The organism is Streptomyces muensis, assembly GCF_021474425.1.
Classification (GTDB): Bacteria; Actinomycetota; Actinomycetes; order Streptomycetales; family Streptomycetaceae; genus Streptomyces; species Streptomyces muensis.
The window spans coordinates 1-19,789 of the sequence record NZ_JAKEIP010000157.1 but is presented as its reverse complement, the minus strand read 5'-3'; the positions used below and the strand labels follow the sequence as shown (position 1 = coordinate 19,789).

Annotated in this window: 10 protein-coding genes and 4 pseudogenes; 3 read left to right on the top strand and 11 right to left on the bottom strand. The window is 71.5% G+C overall.

Features of this window, described 5'->3' with window-relative positions; genetic code table 11:
• The 3 genes and pseudogenes from L0P92_RS29190 to L0P92_RS29180 form a co-directional block, all read right to left on the bottom strand.
• Window positions 1–119 (bottom strand): annotated as a pseudogene (locus L0P92_RS29190) (SRPBCC family protein); the annotation flags it as partial.
• Window positions 120–209: 90 nt separating this feature from the next.
• Window positions 210–1,619 carry a family 43 glycosylhydrolase gene (locus tag L0P92_RS29185; protein ID WP_234766045.1) on the bottom strand — a complete coding sequence of 470 codons (1,410 nt, stop codon included), beginning with the start codon at window positions 1,617–1,619 and terminating at the stop codon, window positions 210–212.
• A gap of 68 nt (window positions 1,620–1,687) precedes the next feature.
• The gene (locus tag L0P92_RS29180) at window positions 1,688–3,187 is read right to left on the bottom strand and encodes a family 43 glycosylhydrolase (protein ID WP_234766043.1); all 1,500 of its coding nucleotides are present in this window, start codon (window positions 3,185–3,187) and stop codon (window positions 1,688–1,690) included.
• 250 nt (window positions 3,188–3,437) lie between these two features.
• Between L0P92_RS29180 and lgoX the strand changes: the two are divergent.
• Window positions 3,438–5,444: pseudogene (gene lgoX / locus L0P92_RS29175) on the top strand (L-glutamate oxidase LgoX).
• Window positions 5,445–5,538: 94 nt separating this feature from the next.
• On the opposite strand, the gene L0P92_RS29170 reads toward lgoX, so the two are convergent.
• The 4 genes from L0P92_RS29170 to L0P92_RS29155 form a co-directional block, all read right to left on the bottom strand.
• Window positions 5,539–8,211, bottom strand: coding sequence for a SpoIIE family protein phosphatase/ATP-binding protein (locus tag L0P92_RS29170; RefSeq protein WP_234766042.1), 2,673 nt, complete (start codon window positions 8,209–8,211; stop codon window positions 5,539–5,541).
• A 125-nt stretch (window positions 8,212–8,336) separates the two neighbouring features.
• Entirely contained in the window at window positions 8,337–9,473 is a 1,137-nt protein-coding gene (locus L0P92_RS29165; RefSeq protein WP_234766041.1) for a PP2C family protein-serine/threonine phosphatase, read from the bottom strand.
• A gap of 132 nt (window positions 9,474–9,605) precedes the next feature.
• Window positions 9,606–10,385 carry an IclR family transcriptional regulator gene (locus L0P92_RS29160; RefSeq protein WP_234766040.1) on the bottom strand — a complete coding sequence of 260 codons (780 nt, stop codon included), beginning with the start codon at window positions 10,383–10,385 and terminating at the stop codon, window positions 9,606–9,608.
• Window positions 10,386–10,432: 47 nt separating this feature from the next.
• Window positions 10,433–12,499 carry a SpoIIE family protein phosphatase gene (locus tag L0P92_RS29155; RefSeq protein WP_234766039.1) on the bottom strand — a complete coding sequence of 689 codons (2,067 nt, stop codon included), beginning with the start codon at window positions 12,497–12,499 and terminating at the stop codon, window positions 10,433–10,435.
• 197 nt (window positions 12,500–12,696) lie between these two features.
• Here L0P92_RS29155 and L0P92_RS29150 point away from each other — a divergent pair, with 197 nt between their 5' ends.
• Complete coding sequence (locus L0P92_RS29150; protein ID WP_234766038.1) at window positions 12,697–15,186, top strand: SpoIIE family protein phosphatase; 2,490 nt, start codon at window positions 12,697–12,699, stop codon at window positions 15,184–15,186.
• A gap of 28 nt (window positions 15,187–15,214) precedes the next feature.
• On the opposite strand, the pseudogene L0P92_RS29145 reads toward L0P92_RS29150, so the two are convergent.
• The 4 genes and pseudogenes from L0P92_RS29145 to L0P92_RS29130 all read right to left on the bottom strand — a co-directional run.
• Window positions 15,215–15,493, bottom strand: a pseudogene (locus tag L0P92_RS29145) (fumarylacetoacetate hydrolase family protein); the annotation flags it as partial.
• Window positions 15,494–15,495: 2 nt separating this feature from the next.
• Window positions 15,496–15,815: pseudogene (locus L0P92_RS29140) on the bottom strand (MFS transporter); the annotation flags it as partial.
• Between the two features lie 223 nt (window positions 15,816–16,038).
• Window positions 16,039–17,406: a hypothetical protein gene (locus L0P92_RS29135; protein WP_234766046.1), complete on the bottom strand. Its 1,368-nt coding sequence runs from the start codon at window positions 17,404–17,406 to the stop codon at window positions 16,039–16,041.
• A gap of 260 nt (window positions 17,407–17,666) precedes the next feature.
• Window positions 17,667–18,368, bottom strand: a complete 702-nt coding sequence (locus L0P92_RS29130; protein WP_234766037.1) for a LuxR C-terminal-related transcriptional regulator — start codon at window positions 18,366–18,368, stop codon at window positions 17,667–17,669.
• 312 nt (window positions 18,369–18,680) lie between these two features.
• Between L0P92_RS29130 and L0P92_RS29125 the strand changes: the two genes are divergently transcribed.
• Complete coding sequence (locus L0P92_RS29125) at window positions 18,681–19,646, top strand: ATP-binding cassette domain-containing protein (protein ID WP_234766036.1); 966 nt, start codon at window positions 18,681–18,683, stop codon at window positions 19,644–19,646.
• The last annotated feature ends 143 nt before the right edge of the window (window positions 19,647–19,789 follow it).

The window sequence follows — 19,789 nt, the reverse complement described above, 5'->3', positions numbered from 1 at the left end:
GGGGTGACCTTGATGCGGGTCAGGGGTACGGCGCGGGCGTGGCGGGGCCACTCCGTCAGGCGGCGCCAGGCCTCGTCGAGGGGGAGGGGAGCCGTGCGTTCGAGCAGGAAGTTCGCCACGGAGGGATCTTAAGGAGTCGGGGCCGGCCGTCGGCGCGGACTGCTGACTTGCGGGTTTACCTGCCGGGTAAACCCGCAAGGGTCACCGGCTCACTGGGCGTAGAACGTGGCGTCCGCCCGATCCGTCGTCGTGCTCGGCGTCTGTACCTGGAGCAGGTAGTCGTAGTGCCGGACATAGCGGCCCGGGAGGTTGTACGACTCGTACGAGACGCCCGCCGAGTCCGCCAGCCCGGCCCGCTTGAAGAAGCTGGCGTCGGACGCGAACTGCGTGGTGCCGTCGTTCTTCTCCAGCCACACCTCGTAGTTCTTGTGCCGCAGGTAGTAGCCGGGGAAGTTGGTGGACTCCAGGGAGACCGTGCCGGTGCCGGTCAGGCCCGTGACCACGCGGAACTGTGAGTCCGCCAGCGGGGAGACGTTCGCCTCGATGCGGGCCCGGTACTCCCAGTGGCGGATGAAACGGTCCGCGAAGTTGTACGAGGAGAAACGGTGGGGCGTGACGCCGTCGGCCACCGGGATGCCGAAGTCGGGGGTGCCGTCGGCCTTCCAGTACAGCTTCTGGAAGCGGGTGCGGCGGTTGGGGTCGTTGAGCGGGTCGCCGCTGATGTTCTTGTAGTCGCGGTCGTGGTAGACGAGTATGTCCGACTTGCCGTCCTCGGAGACGGTGAAGCTGTTGTGGCCGGGACCGTACTGGCCGGTGGCGTCGTTGCTCTTGAAGACCGGCTCGGGGTTCTTGGTCCAGGACGCCGGGTTCATCAGGTCGGCCGTGGCGTTGGCGGTCAGCAGGCCGAGGCAGTAGTTGGCGTCGGTGGCGCTGGCGGAGAAGGTCATGAAGACCTTGCTGCCGTGCTGGATGAAGGCCGGGCCCTCGTTGACGGTCGCGCCGACCTTCTCCCAGGCGTGGGTGGGCCGGGCGATCATCACGGGGCTGCCGGTGATGGTCCAGGGGTTGGCCATCCGGGCCAGGTAGATGTTGGTGCCCGCGCCGACGGCGGGGTCGTTCTGCGCCCAGCTGAGGTAGCGGGTGCCGTTGTGCACGAACGTCGTGGCGTCGAGCGAGAAGGTGTCCAGCGGCAGGGAGATGCGGCCCTTCTCGGTCCAGGTGCCGGTGAGCGGGTTGGCGGAGCTGGACTCCAGGACGTACGGCCGGATCCGCCACTTGTCGGTGGACCAGCCGGCGGTGAAGTAGACGTACCACTTGCCGTCGATGAAGTGGATCTCCGGGGCCCAGATGTGGGCGCCCATCTCACCGCTCGCGTGCTTGGTCCAGATCGTGGTCTCCGGGGCGGTGGAGAGTCCCTGCAGAGTGGTGGCCCGGCGCATGACGATCCTGTCGTACGCGGGAACGGTCGCCGTGAAGTAGTAGAAGCCGTCAGTGTGCTTGAAGATGTGTGGATCGGCGCGTTGCAGCGCGATCGGGTTGGTGAAGGTCACGGCGGGGGAGGCGGGCACGGCCGCCCGGGCGGCGGGACCGGGCCCGGCGAGGCAGGCCGCGAGGGCCATCAGGACGGCCGTGAGCAGCCGTACGGCGTTGCGTCTCAAGGTGCTTCTCCAATGCGGGAGTCGGAAGATCAGGTAGTGGGTACGAGGCGCCACTGCTGGCAGTTGTTGTTCAGCCACGTCCACTGCCGTACGTCCGTGCCGTTCGCCGTTCCGCAGTCGGCCACGTCGGCGACCTTGCCGGTGGACTCGTTGACGATCCGGACGTGGTCGCCGGTGGCGGTGTGGACGAGCCGGTAGCGCTGGCACTTGTTGTTGAGCCACGACCACTGGCGGATGTCGGCGCCGTCGGCGGCGGAGCACTCCGCGGTGTCCATCACCTTGCCCGTGGCGACGTTCACCAGCCGGTTGGTGTCGTCGCCGAGGTCCTCGACCCGCCACTTCTGGTTGGCGCCGCCGGTGCAGCTCCACTGGAAGATGTTGGTGCCGTCCGCCGTGTTGCCACCGCTGACGTCCAGGCACTTGCCGCTGTTGCGGTTGACGAGGGTGTACGACGTGGGCGTCGCGGCCGTCTCGCCGGACGGGCCGGGAAGCGTGGTGCCCAGAGCGACCGGCGTGCCGAAGTTCGGGGTGCCGTCGGCGTTCCAGGTGAACTCCTGGGCACGGGTGGTGCGTCCGTTGCCGCAGCCGCCGTTGGACGCGGAGTTGGCGTGGTAGACGATCCAGTTCTCGGAGCCGTCGGGCGAGGTGAAGAAGCCGTTGTGGCCGGGGCCGTAGACGCTGTTGGCGTCACTGCGCTGGAAGACCGGGGTCTGCTTCTTCGTCCAGGACGCCGGGTTCAGCGGGTCGGAGCCGGTCAGCTCCAGCTGGCCGAGCTTGTAGTCGGGGGTTCCGCAGAAGCTCGCGGAGTACGTCAGGAAGGTGCGGCCGTTGTGATAGAGCGGCTCGGGGCCCTCGTTGACAGGGCTGCCGGTCCGCTCCCAGTCGAGCGTCGGACTGGAGATGATCGTGAACGTGTTGCTCGCGAGCGTGTACGGGTTGCTCAGCGGCGCGATCACCAGGCTCTGTGTGCTGCCGTTGATGAACCCGCTGCCCAGCAGGTACAGCTTGTTGTTCGCCTGCAGCACACTCGCGTCGATCAGCCAGCCGCCCGGCGTGAGGTTGGACCCGGTGAGCGACCCCTTGTAGGTGTACGGGCCCATCGGGTCGGTGCCGGCGCTCTCCAGGACATGCGTGCGCTGGGAGTCGCAGCAGGCGACTCCCGACTGGCCGGCCGAGTAGTACACGTACCAGTGGCCGTTGAACAGGTGCATCTCCGGCGCCCAGAAGTTGGTGTTCCGGGTCGGTGTGGTGTCCGAGTACACCTGCACGTTGGGCGCGGTGGCGAGGCCCGCGAGGGTCGGTGACTTGCGGATGCCGAGGATGCCGGTGAACGTCGTGGTGATCAGGTAGTAGTTGCCGTCGTGGTACTGGAGCCACGGGTCGGCGCCCTTGAACGACTTCAGCGGGTTCGTGTACGGCCGGCCGTCCGCCGCGGACGCCGGCTGCGTGGTCGCCACCAGGGCGAGGAGCGCCGCGAGTACGCAGAGGATCAGTGATCTGCGGCGCTTCCTCAGCGGAGGGTGAGACATCCGGGGCATACGAGACCGTCCCTGTCCGTAAGTCTGTCCGTGATTTCGAACGGAGTTCGTGATTCCGATCGTGGTGGGGATCAGAAGATAAGAGTGGGCCAAGTTCCCGTCAACGGTTTCGTCATACGCGCTTCACAAACCCGCGTGCGGACGCGTACCGGGCGCGGGTGGACGATGATGCGCTTGCCCGTTCAGGTGATGAACCACCGATGGGCCCCCGGCGCCCCAACTGCCCACGTATCCAGGGCACATGGACAATCACCGCGCCCCTGTCGGCCCGACCTCCCTCTCCCGACGGTAGTTCACGACCACGACCGCCACGACGGCCGCCCTGGCCGCGCTGACTCCCACCGCGGCCGCCGCCGCACCGACCGTCCCCCGGCAGGCCCCGCACCGGCCGCGCTCCACCGCCGACTGGGACACCTGCCTCGCGGTCGCCCGGGCCCTCCTCGTGGTCGACGAGCACGACCGGCCGCTCGTGCCGGCGTACCGCAAGATCCTCGACTCCGGGCTGCCGCGCGCGAAGACGAAGACCGGGAAGAGAGTGCTCGTCGTCGGCGCCGGACCGGCCGGACTGGTCGCCGCCTGGCTGCTGAAGCGGGCCGGGCACCGGGTCACGCTCGTCGAGGCCAACGGCAACCGCGTCGGCGGCCGCATCAAGACCTTCCGCACCGGCGGCCACGAGCAGGCGGCCCAGGCCTTCGCCGACCCGGCCCAGTACGCCGAGGCCGGCGCCATGCGCATCCCCGGCAGCCATCCGCTGGTGATGAGCCTCATCGACCAGCTCGGCGTCAAACGCCGCCGGTTCCACCTCGTCGACGTCGACGGCGAGGGCAAGCCCGTCAACAACGCCTGGCTGCACGTCAACGGCATCCGCGTGCGCCGCTCCGAGTACGCCAAGGCACCCCGCAAGATCAACCGCTCCTTCGGCGTCCCCCGCGAGCACTGGGACACCCCCTCCTCGACCATCCTGCGCCGCGCCCTGGACCCCGTGCGCGACGAGTTCAGCACCGTCGGCGCGGACGGCAAACGCGTCGACAAACCGATGCCCGAGCGGGTCAGGGGCTGGGCGCGGGTCGTGCAGAAGTACGGCGACTGGTCGATGTACCGCTTCCTGACCGAGGCGGCCGGCTTCGACGAGCGCACCATCGACCTGATCGGCACCCTGGAGAACCTCACCTCACGGCTGCCGCTCTCCTTCATCCACAGCTTCATCAGCCAGTCCCTGATCAGCCCCGACACCGCGTTCTGGGAGCTGGTGGGCGGTACGGCGACCCTGCCGGACGCGCTGCTGAAAGAGGTCGCCGACGTCCTGCGCCTCGACCGCCGCGCCACCCACATCGAGTACTGGGCGCCGGGCCGCCCCGGCGCCGACGACACCTCCCACGTCAGCGCCAAGGGCCCGCACGTCTGGATCGACACCGTCTCCGAGGGGCGCGACGGCAAGGTCGTGCGCGAGCAGTTCACCGGGGACCTCGCGATCGTCACGGTGCCGTTCTCGGGGCTCAGGCAGGTCCAGGTCGCCCCGCTGATGTCGTACAAGAAGCGGCGCGCGGTCGCCGAGCTGCACTACGACAGCGCGACCAAGGTGCTGCTCGAATTCGGCCTGCGCTGGTGGGAGTTCACCGAGGCCGACTGGAAGCGGGAGCTCGACGCCGTACGGCCCGGGCTCTACGACGACTACCGCAAGGGCAGGGCGCCCGCCGACGGCAGCCTGCTCGGCGCCCACCCCTCCGTCCCGGACGGCCACATCAACGACGCGCAACGCGCGCACTACGCCGCCAACCGCTGGGGCACCCGCGACCAGCCCGAGGCGGCGCACATCATCGGCGGCGGGTCGGTCTCCGACAACTCCAACCGCTTCATGATCAACCCCTCCCATCCGGTCGACGGCAGCAAGGGCGGTGTCGTCCTCGCCTCTTACAGCTGGGCCGACGACGCCTCCCGCTGGGACTCCCTCGACGACGACGCCCGCTACCCGCACGCGCTGCGGGGCCTGCAACAGGTCTACGGCCAGCGCGTCGAGGTCTTCTACACCGGCGCCGGGCGGACCCAGAGCTGGCTGCGGGATCCGTACGCCTACGGGGAGGCGTCCGTGCTGCTTCCCGGCCAGCACACGGAACTGCTGGAAGCCATCCGCACCCCCGAGGGGCCGCTGTACTTCGCCGGGGACCACACCTCGGTGAAGCCGTCGTGGATCGAGGGCGCCCTTGAATCGGGCGTGCGGGCGGCGCTGGAGGCGCACGGAGACAGCTGAGGCGCACGGCGAGCTGAGGCGCACGGCGAGCTGAGGCGCACGGCGAGCTGAGGCGCACGGAGGGCTGAGGCGCGCCGTGGGGCTCGTAGGAGACTCAGCCGCCCAGGGGCTGTTCCGTCCAGATCACCTTGCCGGTCGTCGTGTACCGCGTACCCCAGCGCTCGGCGAACTGCGCCACCAGGAACAGCCCCCGGCCGCCCTCGTCGGTCGTGGCCGCGCTGCGCAGGTGCGGGGCGGTGCTGCTGGCGTCGGAGACCTCGCAGATCAGGGCGCGGTCGCGGATCAGGCGGACGCGGATGGGGCCGGTGGCGTGGCGCAGGGCGTTCGTGACCAGCTCGCTGAGGATCAGCTCGGTCGTGAACGCCTCCTCCACCAGCCCCCAGGACTCCAGGGTCCGGGTGGCCGCGGCCCGGACCCGGGCCACGGCGGCGGGGTCGTCCGGAACGTCCCAGGTGGCCGCCCGGTCGGCGGCGAGCATCCGGGTCCGGGCCACGACCAGGGCGACGTCGTCGCGCGGCCGCTCCGGCAGCATCGCCGCCAGCACCGCCTTGCACGTCTCCTCCGGCGTCCGGCCGTGCGTCGGCGGCGCCGCGGCCAGCGCCGCGCGCAGCATTTCGAGACCCTCGTCGATGTCCCGGCCCTGGTCCTCGACCAGCCCGTCCGTGTACAGCACAAGACCGCTGCCCTCGGGCAGCCGCAGCTCGGTCGCCTGGAAGGGCAGACTGCCGCCCAAGCCCAGCGGCGGCCCGCCGGTGACCGAGGGGAACTCGACGTCGCCGCCGGGGTGGACGACCGCCGGTTCGAGATGGCCGGCACGGGCGAGGGTGCACAGCCCGGAGGACGGGTCGTACACGGCGTACAGACAGGTCGCCCCGGTGACCGGCGCGATCTCGCCGTCGCCGCCCTCGTCCTGGTCGATGCGGGCCACCAACTCGTCCATGTGCCCGAGGAGTTCGTCGGGCGGAAGGTCGAGCGTGGAGAAGTTGTGCACCGCCGTACGGAGCCGTCCCATCGTCGCCGCCGCGTGCAGCCCGTGCCCCACGACGTCGCCCACGACCAGCGCCACCCGCGCGCCCGGTAGCGGGATGACGTCGAACCAGTCCCCGCCGACCCCGCCCTGCGCCGCCTGCGCCGGCAGATAGCGGTAGGCGACGTCCAGGCCGCTCTGGTCGGGCAGTGCCCGGGGCAGCAGACTGCGCTGGAGCGTGACCGACAGGGTGTGCTCACGGGTGTAGCGGCGGGCGTTGTCGATGCTGACGGCGGCCCGTGCGACCAGTTCCTCGGCGAGGGAGACGTCCTCCTCCTCGAACGGATCGGGCCGGTCGGCCCGCCAGAACGTGGCCATCCCCATGATCACGCCCCGGGCGCGCAGCGGGACCGTCAGCATCGCGTGGATCCCGAAGTCCACGAGCCGGCGGGCGTTCTGAGGGTCCTGGTCCTGCCAGCCGGAGAAGGCGGGCATGTCCGGCTCCAGCACGGACTCGCCGGTACCGAAGCCGAAGGCCTGCGGGCTGTCCGGGGCGAAGTGGATCAGCTCACCGATCGGGTAGAGCGGACTGCCCTCCCGTACACCCCGGAAGGCGACCCGGCGCATGTCGGTGCGGCCCTCCTTCGGCTCCTCGCCCCGCAGCACCGGATCCGCCAGATCGACGGAGACGAAGTCGGCGAACCGGGGGACCGCGAAGTCGGCCAGCTCCTGCGAGGTGCGGGTGACATCGAGGGTGGTGCCGATCTCCAGGCCCGCGTCGTACAGCAGCTTCAGCCGCTCCTGCGCGACGTCCGCCCTGCCGGTCAGCGTCCGCAGCTCGGTGGTGTCCCGCAGCGTCGCCACGCTGCCCGGCGGCCCGCCGTCCCGGTCGGTGGCCCGCTGGCTCACCGCCAGCAGCCGGCCCTGCGCCAGATGCACCTCGTCGGTGGCGTCCCGCCCGGACGCGAACAGCCCGGCGAGATCGCTGCCGAGACCCAGGGCGAGACAGGGCCGCCCCTCCGCGTCCGAGCCGAGCCCCAGCAGCCGGCGCGCCTCGTCGTTCGCCAGCGCGAGGCGGCCCCGGCCGTCCAGGATCAGCACGCCTTCGCGTACGGCGTGCAGCACGGCGTCGTGATGCTCGTACATCCGGGTCATCTCGGCCGGCCCCAGACCGTGCGTCTGGCGCAGCAGCCGCCGGCTGACCAGCGCGGTCCCGCCGGTGGCGAGGGCGAGGGCGGCCGCCGCCGAGGCGAGCAGCATCGGCAGCTGGTGGTCGACGACCCCGCCGACGCTCGCCAGCGTCACACCGGCGGCCACCAGCCCGACGACCCGGCCGCCGTCGTCCGTGACGGGGACGACGGCCCGCACGGACGGCCCCAGCGTCCCGGTGTAGGTCTCGCGTACGGTCCCGCCCGACACGGCCGGTGCGATGGTGCCGACGAAGTGCTTGCCGATCTGGGCGGGGTTGGGGTGCGTGTACCGGATGCCGTCGGTGTTCATCACGACGACGAAGTCCACGTCGGTCGCCTCACGCGCCGCCTCGGCACGCGGCTGGAGCACCACCGTCGGATCCGGCTGCGCCAGGGCGTCCACGACACCCGGCGCGTTGGCGAAGGCCTCCGCCACGGCCAGGGACCGGTTGCGGGCCTCCCGCTCGGTGTCGTTGCGCACCTGCAGCACCAGGGCCACCACAGCGGCGACGACGAGAAGCACGACGATCGCCGCCTGCAGCACGAAGACCTGCCGGGCGACGGTACGCGCGCTCACCAGCGAGCGCAGGCGGCCGAGGACTGCGGCCATGCCTCTTTTCTAACACCGTTCGGTGGACCGGGCACGGCTGTTGTCCGGGACAAGCCCTACGGACGGGTCGGCAGCGGGTGCCCGGCCGGTTCACGGAGTTGCTCGTGGCGGCGGGGGCGGCGGGCCTACTGCGAGCAGGAACCCACGCGCCCGGCGTCGGCCCCCTGAGGGGCGGAGGCCGTTCCAGTGGCGTCCGGCATGCGGAGCAGCAGCAGCGCCGCGTCGTCGTGGAGCCGGCCGCCCACGTGGGCCAGCAGCTCGTCGTGGAGCGCGGTGACGGTGCGCACGGGTTCGTCGCAGGTGTGCCGCCGCAGCCCGTCGGCGAGCGGGTAGAACTCCCGGTCGTGGTCGCGGGCCTCGGTGACACCGTCGGTGTACAGCAGCAGCTGGTCCCCGTCGGCGAAGGGCAGCACCTGGAGTGCGGGGCTCTCGCCGGAGAGGGTGCGCAGACCGAGCGGCGGCGCCGGACGGTCCGGCTCGACCGGTACGACCACGGAGTCGCGAACCAGCAGCGGCGGCGCGTGCCCGCAGTTGACCACTTCCAGCTGCCCCTCCCTCGGGTAGCCGGCGACCACGGCGGTCACGAAGTCGTCGCAGCCCAGGTTGCGGGCCAGGCTCCGCTCGATCCGCGCGACGACGGCGAGCAGATCGGGCTCGTCGTAGGCGGCCTCACGGAAGACACCCAGCACCAGGGCCGCCGTCCCGACCGCGGGCAGCCCCTTGCCGCGTACGTCGCCGACGATCAGCCGGACCCCGTAGGGCGTGGACACCAGCGCGTAGAGGTCGCCGCCGATCCGGGCCTCCGCCGCGGCGGCGCTGTAGCGGACGGCCACCTGGAACGGCCCGACGGTCGTCGGTACCGGCTGGAGCAGCGCGTGCTGGGCGGCCTCGGCGACGGACCGGACCGCCGCCAGGACCCGCTCGCGGCGCCCGCGCAGCGCGCTGGCCAGGCTCCCGGCCAGGGTCACGGCCATCACCGCGGCCAGCACGACGGCCAGCTCGTGGCCCTCGACGTCGTCACGGACGCCGAGGACCGCGCCGAGGGCGGCGGCGAACAGTCCCACGCAGAGGACGCCGCGCGGACCGTTGGTGGTCGCGGCGAGCGCGGGACCCACGGCCAGCAGCGGCAGCCAGGTCATTCCCGACCCGCAGATCAGATCGACGAGCACGATGGCGGCGACGATCAGGATGGGCAGTGCGGGCGTGGTGGCGACCAGTCGCCTCGGCCAGTGGTCACGACCGTGGTGCAGGGCCTGGCTCATGTCTTGTCGGCTGTCCTCACCTGTGCGTGGGGGCATGCGCCCGGGGAAATGTCCGATTTATATAAGAGAACCGGTTCGGCCCCGGGCAGGACAAGGACCCGGATTTCAGATAGTGAGCGAGCGGCTCCGATGTCACATGGTGAGCGAAAGACCCCTGGTCACACGGCTCGCGGTCGGCAGCAGACGCGCCCTGACCTCCTCCAGCCGGGCCCGGGTCTCCTCGATCCGGGACCGCCGGTCCGCCCGTAGCGACACACCGAGGGAGCCGAGGGTGCTGCCGCTGTAGACGGGCACCGCGACACAGACCGTGCCGAGCGTGTACTCCTCCATGTCCGTCACCGCGGGGGCCAGCGGCGAGGAGTCCAGCCGCCGGATCAGCTCCGGGGGGTCGGTGATCGTCCTGGGCGTGAGGTCGGGCAGCGCGTGCCGCGACAGGTAGTCCTTGCGTGACTCCTCGTCCAGCTCGCGCAGCACCGACTTGCCCAGCGCCGTGGCGTGCCCCGCGTCCTCGAACCCCACCCACAGATCGACCCGAGGTGCCCGCGGCCCGTCCACGATCTCGGCGACCCGGATCTCCCCCTCCTCGTAGAACGTGAGGTAGGCGGCGGAGGACAACTCGTCCCGCAGCGCCGCGAGCGTGGGCCGGATCCGGCTGATCAGCGACTGGGCCCGCCCCGAGCTGTGCAGGGTCTCCAGCCGGTCGCCCAGGATGAAGCCGCCGTCGTCGAGCTTGCGGACGTAACCGTCGTGGACCAGCGTCCGCAGCAGGTGGTACGTCGTGGCCAGGGGCAGGCCGGTCTCCCGCGCCAGTTGCTTGGCCGGCGCGCCGTTCTGGTGCGCGCTCATCGCCTCCAGCAGCCGGAAGGCCCGCTGTACGGAACCGATGAGCGTGGGGCCACTCTCAGCACCCATAGCAACAGCCTGCGCCGGGCACGCCGCGCGGGCAAGGCGGACAGGCCCTAGAGGACCCGCGCGACGAGAAGCGCGACGTCGTCGTGGTCGTCGGGGTGGCGCAGGCCGTACAGCAGGAGGTCGCAGGTCTCCTCCAGCGGTCTGCGGGGTTCGTCGAGGAAGCCGAGGAGGACGTCCAGGCGGTCGTCGATGGGGTGGTGGCGGGTCTCGACGAGGCCGTCGGTGTAGAGGACCAGCAGATCGCCGGGGCCCAGGTCGACGGTGGTGGTCCCGAAGGAGATGCCGCCGACGCCGAGTGGGCCCCCGGCCGGCAGGTCGAGCAGCTTCGGCGGCTGGCCGGGGCGGGCCAGTGCGGGCGGCATGTGTCCGGCGTTGGCGATGTGACAGCGCTGGGTGCGCGGGTCGTACACCGCGTACAGACAGGTGACGATGTAGTGCTCCAGATCGCAGGTGATCTTGTCCAGGTGCTGGAGCACGGTGCCCGGGTCGAGGTTGAGGTCCGCGTACGCGCAGGTGGCGGTCCGCAGCCGGCCCATGGTGGCAGCGGCGTCGATGCCGTTGCCCATGACGTCGCCGACGACCAGCGCGGTCTCGTCGTCCTCCAGCGGGATCACGTCGTACCAGTCGCCGCCGACCTCGCTGGTGGCCTGCGCGGGCTGGTAGCGGGAGGCCAGCTCGAGACCGGTGTGGTGCGGGGGATGGTCGGGCAGCAGGCTGCGCTGCAGGGTGAGGGCCGTGTTGCGCACGCTCTGGAACCAGCGGGCGTTGTCGATGGCGACGGCGGCCCGGCTGGCCAGCTCCGAGGCCAGGACGACGTCGTCCTCGTCGAACGGCACCGGATTGCGGGTCCGCTTCAGGTCGAGGGCGCCGAGCACCTCGCCGTGCGCGATCAACGGCACGGCGAGATACGAGTGCACCCCCGCCCGCGCCAGCAGCGAGGTGGCCTCCTCGTCGCGGGCGATGCGCGGCAGGTCCCGCTCCCCGACATGGCGCACCAGGACCGGCCGCGCGGTGTGGACGCACAGGGTGACCAGCCGGTCGCCGTCGTACGCGGCGAGGTCACCGGGCGGATCGGCGGCGCGCAGCGCCACGCTCGGATAGGCCGCCTTGAGGGCGAGCGCCCGGAACAGCTCCGGACCGTTGTCCGGTTTGCGCATCCGGCGGCAGGCGAGCGCGGAGTCCAGGACGTCCACGGCGACCACGTCGGCCAGCTCGGGCGTGGCGACCTCCGCCAGCTCGTGCGCGGTCCGCTCCACCTCCAGCGTGGTGCCGACCCGGGTGGAGGCGTCCGCGATCAGCGCCAGCCGGCGCCGCGCCCGGTCGGCCTCGGCGGACGCGCGGTGCCGCTCGGTGACGTCGACGAACGAGATGGCCGCGCCCAGGACCCGCCCCCCGGGGTCCTCCAGCCGGTAGAACGACAGCGACCAGGCGTGCTCGTGCTCGGGGTCGGCCGGCGGGCGGCCCACGTGGTACTGGTCGAGCAGCGGGGTGCCGGTGGTGAGCACCTGGCGCAGCGCCGACTCGATGGTGTCGATGTCCGGCAGCGGCAGCGTCTCCCGCAGCCGGCGCCCGACATGGTCCTCGGCCGGGGTGGCGTCGATCCGCTCCAGCGCCGGGTTGACCAGCAGATAGCGCAGCTCGGGGTCGAGCAGGGCCAGCCCGATGGGGGACTGGTTGATCAGCCGCTCGCACAGCGCCAGATCGGTCTCGACGCGCTGCAGCAGGGAGTGGTCGGCGGCGATGCCCAGCGCGTACACGTCACCGAGGTCGTCCAGCAGCCGCATGTTGCGGAACTCCGTCAGCCGGGTGCTGCCGTCCTTGTGCCGCACGGGGAAGGTACCGGCCCAGCTGCGGCCGGTCTCCAGCACCTCGGTGAACAGCTGCACCACGGCCGGCAGCTGCTCGGGGTGGATGAACAGCCGTGCCGCGTGCGTGCCGAGCGCCTCCTCGGCGGTGTACCCGAAGAGCTCCTCGGCCTGCGGCGTCCAGAACACCACGCGCCCGCCCGCGTCGACGACCACCGCCGCCACGCTCAGCACGTCGAGCAGGCCGGTCGGGCGGGGCGGCTCCGGGTCGTACCCGCCCGCGTCGGACTCGAAGGATCCAGCTGTCATCGCAGCTCCTTCTGCACCGGTCGGCCGGGCCCGCCGACCTCGACCACGGCCGGGTACCACGCCTGAGCCGACCGGCACCTCCATGCTCCCTCCGACCGCCACGGCCCGCCCGCCGGGCCACGGCCCGTGCACTTCGGGCGGACAAGCAGGAACATGGTCCTGTGAGGACGGGACCCATGGACGCTGCGTGAGGACCCATGGATGCTGCGCGAGACCGACCTGAGGCGCCCACGTCCGCAGGACCGGGCGCGCTCTTCGACGCGTCCACCGACGCGGCGGCGGTGGTGTCCGCACACGGCGTCGTCATCGGCTGGACGCGGGCCGCGGAGGAGCTCCTCGGCCGTCCGGCGTCGGAGACCGTCGGCACCTCAGCGGCGGCCCTGCTCGCGATGCCGGGCGACCCGGTCCGGGTGGCCGGTGTCGCCGAGCGCTGCCGGGCCGGCATGGGATGGAGCGGCCTCATCGCCGTACGGCACCGCGACGGCCGCCGGATCGACGTGGACCTGCGCGTCTCCGCGTCCTTCCGGATCGGCGCCGAGGAGTGCTTCCTGATCTCGGCGCGGGAGCGACGGCAGCAGTGGGCGGTCGGCCAGTCCGTCCTCGACGGGTTCCTGACCCGCTCACCGGTCGGCATGGCCGTGATGGACACCCAGCTGCGCTACGTCTGGCTCAACGACACCCTGGAACGCTTCGGCGGCGTCCCCCGCGACCAGCGCCTCGGCCGCCGGCTGAGCGAACTGCTGCCCGGGCTCCAGGCCGACACCCTCGAGGGCCTGATGCGCAAGGTCCTGGAGACCGGCCTGCCGGTCACCGACTACGAGTACGTCGGCTGGAGCTGGGCCGACCCGCACCGCCAGCACGCCTACTCGACGTCCTTCTTCCCCCTCGTGGACCCCGACAACTCGATCACCGGGGTCTGCTACATGGTCCTGGACGTCACCGAACGCTGGAACGCCCGCCAGCTGTTGTCGCTGGTCAGCGAGGCCGGCACCCGGATCGGTACGACGCTGGACGTGCTGTGGACGGCGCAGGAACTCGCCGACTTCGCCGTACCCCGCTTCGCGGACTTCGTTGTCGTGGACCTGCTGGAGCCCGTGCTCAGCAACGAGGGACACGGGGCGTGGCTGACCGACGCGGGGCCCGCGCACGCCAAGCCGGTGATGCGCCGGGCCGGCCTGAGCTCGGTGCGCGAGGGCTGCCCGGAGGCGGTGGCACGGGTCGGGGAACGCGTGGACTTCGTCCCTCCACCGCACGGCGCGAACCTGCTGATCGACGGCGGCCCGATCCTCATCCCGGTCCTCGACCCGTCCGACGCGCTGTGGACCACCGAACAGCCCGCGCGGTCGGCCAGCATCCGCGAGTTCGGCCTGCACTCCCTCATCTCCGTACCGATGCGGGCCCGCAACACCGCCCTCGGCCTGACCACGTTCATCCGCTCGCTCAACCCGGTCTCCTTCCAGCCCGACGACGTCCTGGTCGCCCAGGAACTGGTCGCCCGCGCCGCGCTGTGCGTCGACAACGCCCGCCGCTACACCCGGGAACACACCGCGGCCGTCACCCTCCAGCGCAGTCTGCTGCCCCAGGCCCTCACGGGCGGTACCGCACTGGAGGTGGCCTCCTCCTACCTGCCCGCGGACCCGAGCGGCGGGGTCGGCGGCGACTGGTTCGACGTGATCCCGCTGTCCGGCGCCCGGGTGGGACTGGTCGTCGGCGACGTCGTCGGCCACGGCATCACGGCGGCGGCGACCATGGGCCGGCTGCGCACCGCCGTACAGACCCTCGCCGACATGGAGATGCCGCCCGACGAACTGCTGGCCCACCTCGACGACCTGGTGCTGCGCCTCAGCGAGGAGCATTCCGACGAGGAGGCGACCGAGGCGACCCGCCAGGGCCGGGCCGGGTTCCTCGGCGCGACCTGCCTCTACGCCGTCTACGACCCGGTCACCAGGCGCTGCACGATGGCCCGCGCCGGCCACCCGCCGCCGGTCGTCGTCGCCCCCGACGGCCGGGTCACCTTCCCCGAACCCCCGGCCGGACCCCCGCTCGGACTGGGCGGGATGGCCTTCGAGGCCGGTGAGATCGAGCTCGCCGAGAACAGCCTCCTCGGCCTCTACACCGACGGCCTCGTCGCCGCCGCCGACCGGGATATGGAGCACGGCATGTCCCGGCTCGGCGACCTGCTGTCCCGCCGGGACACCGACCTCGACACCCTGTGCTCCTCCGCGGTACGCCAACTCGTGCCCGCACCGCAGCCCGACGACATCGCCCTGCTCCTCACCCGCACCCACTCCCTGGGCGCCGAGCACGTCGTCTCGTGGGAGGTCCCCGTCGACCCGGCCGCCGTCGCCGACCTCCGGGGCCGGGCGACCCGCCAGGTGGAGACCTGGGGCTTCGGGGAACTCGCCATGACGACCGAGCTGATCGTCAGCGAACTGGTCACCAACGCCATCCGCTACGCCGAACCCCCCATCCGCCTCCGCCTCATCCGCGACTCCCGCCTCACCTGCGAGGTCGCCGACGCCAGCAGCACCGCCCCACGGCTGCGCCACGCCCGCAGCACGGACGAGGGCGGCCGCGGCCTGTTCCTGGTCGCCCAGTTGTCCCACCGCTGGGGCGCCCGCTACACACCGGTCGGGAAGATCATCTGGGCTGAACAGGAGATCCCACCCAGCCCCTCCGGCGTTTGAGGAGCGGGGGTCCAGGGGGCGGAGCCCCTCAAGGATGGGACGGACAGGGCCGTTCCCGGCCGCCCCGGCGGCCCGTCGGCAGCGGTACCGGATCCGCGCCGCGCACCACGGTGTTGGACACGGAACCGATGCCCTCCACGGTGAGCGTGACCGTGTCGCCGGGCTGCAGCGGCGCCGGGTGCCGCCGGCCGCGCACGCCCCACAGCTCGGCGAGACAGCCGCGGTTGCCGCAGGTCCCGGAGCCCAGCACGTCCCCGGGACGCACCCAGGTCCCGCGCGAGGCGTAGGCGACCATCTCCTCGAAGGTCTGCCGAACACGGCGTGCAGGACAGTCGTCACGATCAGCAGCCGTTTGCGGCCCAGCCGGTCCACGATCACTCCGGCGAACGGGGCCAGCAGGGCCAACGACAGCGCCGGCACGGTCAGCGCCAGCGGTACGAGTGCCTTGGCGCCGGGAGCCGCGGCGAAGTGGTCCTGCATCCTCGGCAGCACCGGGGCGATCAGTACGGCGCCCAGGATCGGCAGACAGTTGCCGCCACCAGCAGGGTCACGCGCAGCAGATGGGCCGGGACGGCCACGGCGACGGCGGCCGGCTCCGCGGACGGGGTCGGGGACACGGAACCGGGCATGGCGACTCCAGGGGACGAGGTACGCGGTACGGGAGCGGGCCTGCCTGTCATGGGCGCCGAGACGCCCGGCATGCGGTCGACGACCGCACGACGGCGACTGGTCCGGGCAGCGGCGTGCGGGCAGGGACGACTATCTCAACCCGGCAAGCCGGGCCCGGATGTCCGGGCCCGGCTTCCGACGTGCGACCTCTCCTGAGGGGCCGAGATCAGAGTCCCCTCGTCCTCACCACCCGTGCTGCTTCTTCTCGTGACCCGAGTGCTTGGGCTTGCTCGGGTGCTTGGGGTAGGCGGGCTTCTCCGGGTAGACCGGCTTGACGGGGTAGGCCGGCTTGACCGGGTGGGCCGGCTTCATGGGGTACGCCGGCTTGACCGGGTGGGCCGGCTTCGCGGGGTACGCAGGCTTGATGGGGTGAGCCGGCTTGGCGGGGTACGCGGGCTTGACCGGGTGCGCGGGCTTTTCCGGGTATGCGGGCTTGGCGGGCTTGGCGGGGTAGGCGGGCTTTTCCGGGTATGCGGGCTTGACCGGCTTGGCGGGGTACGCAGGCTTTTCCGGGTGCGCGGGCTTGACCGGCTTGGCGGGGTACGCAGGCTTCTCCGGGTACGCGGGCTTGACCGGCTTGCTGGGGTATTCGGGCTTGGCCGGGTAGGCGGGCTTCTCGGGGTACGCAGGTTTGACGGGCTTGGCCGGGTAGGCGGGCTTTTCCGGGTACGCGGGCTTGACCGGCTTGCTGGGGTATTCGGGCTTGGCCGGGTAGGCGGGCTTCTCGGGGTACGCAGGTTTGACGGGCTTGGCCGGGTAGGCGGGCTTTTCCGGGTACGCGGGCTTGACCGGCTTGCTGGGGTATTCGGGCTTGGCCGGGTAGGCGGGCTTCTCGGGGTACGCAGGTTTGACGGGCTTGGCCGGGTAGGCGGGCTTTTCCGGGTACGCGGGCTTGACCGGCTTGCTGGGGTATTCGGGCTTGGCCGGGTAGGCGGGCTTCTCGGGGTACGCAGGTTTGACGGGCTTGGCCGGGTACGCAGGTTTCTCCGGATACGCGGGCTTGACCGGGTAATCCGGCTTGACCGGCTTGACGGGGTAGGCGGGCTTCTCCGGATAGGCGGGCTTGACGGGCTTGACGGGGTAGGCGGGCTTCTCCGGGTATGCGGGCTTGACGGGCTTGGCCGGGTAGGCGGGCTTTTCCGGGTATGCGGGCTTGACGGGCTTGACGGGGTAGGCGGGCTTTTCCGGGTATGCGGGCTTGACGGGCTTGGCCGGGTAGGCGGGCTTTTCCGGGTACGCGGGCTTGACGGGCTTGACCGGGTACGCAGGTTTCTCCGGATACGCGGGCTTGACCGGCTTCACCGGGTATTCCGGCTTGACGGGCTTCACCGGGTAATCCGGCTTGACCGGCTTCACGGGGTATTCGGGCTTGACGGGGTGCACGGGGTGCACGGGGTGCTCGGGCTTGACCGGGTGTACCGGATACGCCGGCTTGGTCCCGTGGGCCGGGTGGGCGGGCTTGGCCGGGTAAGGCGGGTGCGGGGTGGTGTCGTCCTGGGCGTGGGCGGTGCCCGTGCTCGCCAGCGCGGCTGCGGCGAGCGCGGCAGCCATGGCGGCTGGCGCCAGAACTGATCGCCATCTAGGCGATGTCGTCATTGTTTCCACTCTCCTCGACTTGGTTCAGGGCCTCGTGACGGCTGGTCAGCACCAAGAGCCGGACAGTGGAATGAATAGGAAATAGGCTGATATGAATAACGCTACGGCGGCGATAAGCCACCGGATGGTGTAGCGCAGGAGGCCAGTTGGCCCGAGGGGAGGGGGGAGTGGGCCGCGACGGCAGCGGCCCCTCACCCTGACCCCCTGCCCACCCGTCACGCGGCAGGCTGGACGAGCCCCGACTCGTACGCGAACGTCACCGCCTGGACACGAGCGCGGGCGCCGATCTTGGCGAGGATGTTGCTGACATGCGTCTTGACGGTGGTCGGGGCGATGGACAGCCGCTCGGCGATCTCGGCGTTGGACCAGCCGGAGGCAACCGCGGTGAGGACGTCGCGTTCGCGCCCGGTGAGGGTGGCGAGGTCGGATGTGCGCGGGAGGGGCCTGCTGGTGCGCTGTTCGCGGACGGTGTCGATGAGCGCGCGGGTCAGGTCCGGCGTGATGACGGCGTCCCCGGCGGCGACGACGCGGACGGCCGAGGCCAGTTCGTCGGGGGCGGCGTCTTCCAGCAGAAACCCGTCGGCACCGGCCCGCAGAGCCGCGTAGGCGTAGCTCTCGTGGCCGGCGCGGGTGAGTACCAGGACGCGGGGCGTGTGCGCGTCCGCTTCGGCCGGTTCGAGCAGCCGGGGGCCGCGGCGTGGGCGCGCGATGCGCCGGACGGTGGCGATGTCGTCGTCCGCGCGGGAAGGGTGACTGCCCATCAGAACGACGTCGGGACGGAGCGCGGCGCTCATGAGCACCGCTTCGGCCCCGCTCGCCGCCTCCCCGACGACACTCAGATCGGGCTCGGGGTCCAGGAGCATGCGCAGGGCGAGGCGCTGTAGTGACTGGTCGTTGACCACGAGTACGGAGACCATGTCTGTCATCTCCCTGCTGGAGGGCCGGGGCCGCCTGTCGAGCAGAACGAAACGGTTTCGTTCACAACGCTAGCGTAGCTCGTGTAAAGCCGAGGTAGGCGAATGCGGGCCGGCTGCGTCCATGCCATGCGGCCAAGGCGACCAAGCGTGGCGTCAGCGCGCAGAGACGGTACTGGCGTCGCGGTGGCGGACCACGCCCGCCTACGAGCAAGGCGGACGGCTGACCGCGGGTTTCAGCGTCCTACGGCGATTCCGGGCGGCTGAAAGCGGACTGAAACCGTTCTGAACCGGTCGGGCCGCACGCTCTGCGGCATGACGAATACGGACCACGAACTCGCTATCGCGGCCACCGGGCTGCGTAAGTCCTACGGGGACAAGACCGTCCTGGACGGCATCGACATCCAGGTGCCCGCGGGCACGATCTTCTCCCTGCTCGGGCCGAACGGCGCCGGAAAGACCACCGCGGTCAACATCCTGTCCACGCTGATCTCCGCCGACGGGGGACAGGCACGGATCGCCGGGCACGACCTCGCCGGCGAGGCCCAGGCGGTGCGGGCCGCGATCGGGGTCACCGGCCAGTTCTCCGCCGTGGACGGACTGATCACCGGCGAGGAGAACATGCTCCTCATGGCGGACCTGCACCACCTCCCCAAGCGCGAGGGACGGCGGGTCACCGCCCAGCTGCTGGAGCGCTTCGATCTCACCGAGGCCGCGAAGAAGCCCGCCTCCACCTACTCCGGCGGTATGAAGCGCCGCCTGGACATCGCCATGACCCTGGTCGGCAGCCCCCGGATCATCTTCCTCGACGAGCCGACCACCGGCCTCGACCCGCGTTCCCGGCACAACATGTGGGGGATCATCCGCGAGCTGGTCTCCGACGGCGTCACCGTCTTCCTCACCACCCAGTACCTGGAGGAGGCCGACCAACTCGCCGACCGCATCGCGGTGCTCGACGGCGGCAGGCTCGTCGCCCAGGGCAGCGCCGAGGAGCTCAAGCGGCTCGTCCCCGGCGGCCATGTGCGGCTGCGCTTCTCCGACCCGGTGGCCTACGAACGGGCGGCCACCGCACTGCGCGAGACCACCCGCGACGACGACGCCCTCACGCTCCAGATCCCGAGCGGCGGCAGCCAGCGCGAGCTGCGCTCCATCCTCGACTGGCTCGACTCGGCCGGGGTCGAGGCCGACGAGCTCTCCGTGCACACCCCCGACCTGGACGACGTGTTCTTCGCCCTGACCGCGAGCACCGCCCCCACTTCCACCAAGGAGACCGTCCGATGAGCGCCCCCGCCGCCCCCACCACAACCCCCCAGGCCCGCCCCCCCAACCCCAGCCCCCCGATACCGCCACCGAAATACCGGCCCGGGGGGGGCCCCCCCCCCGCCCCCCCCCCCCCCCCGCCCACGCCCACAACCAGACCACGC

Bases quoted from the DNA above. Each gene is read 5' to 3' on its own strand.
- L0P92_RS29185 (WP_234766045.1), bottom strand. From the start codon at position 1,619: ATGGCCCTCGCGGCCTGCCTCGCCGGGCCCGGTCCCGCCGCCCGGGCG.
- L0P92_RS29180 (WP_234766043.1), bottom strand. From the start codon at position 3,187: ATGTCTCACCCTCCGCTGAGGAAGCGCCGCAGATCACTGATCCTCTGC.
- L0P92_RS29170 (WP_234766042.1), bottom strand. From the start codon at position 8,211: ATGGCCGCAGTCCTCGGCCGCCTGCGCTCGCTGGTGAGCGCGCGTACC.
- L0P92_RS29165 (WP_234766041.1), bottom strand. From the start codon at position 9,473: ATGAGCCAGGCCCTGCACCACGGTCGTGACCACTGGCCGAGGCGACTG.
- L0P92_RS29160 (WP_234766040.1), bottom strand. From the start codon at position 10,385: ATGGGTGCTGAGAGTGGCCCCACGCTCATCGGTTCCGTACAGCGGGCC.
- L0P92_RS29155 (WP_234766039.1), bottom strand. From the start codon at position 12,499: ATGACAGCTGGATCCTTCGAGTCCGACGCGGGCGGGTACGACCCGGAG.
- L0P92_RS29150 (WP_234766038.1), top strand. From the start codon at position 12,697: ATGGATGCTGCGCGAGACCGACCTGAGGCGCCCACGTCCGCAGGACCG.
- L0P92_RS29135 (WP_234766046.1), bottom strand. From the start codon at position 17,406: ATGGCTGCCGCGCTCGCCGCAGCCGCGCTGGCGAGCACGGGCACCGCC.
- L0P92_RS29130 (WP_234766037.1), bottom strand. From the start codon at position 18,368: ATGGTCTCCGTACTCGTGGTCAACGACCAGTCACTACAGCGCCTCGCC.
- L0P92_RS29125 (WP_234766036.1), top strand. From the start codon at position 18,681: ATGACGAATACGGACCACGAACTCGCTATCGCGGCCACCGGGCTGCGT.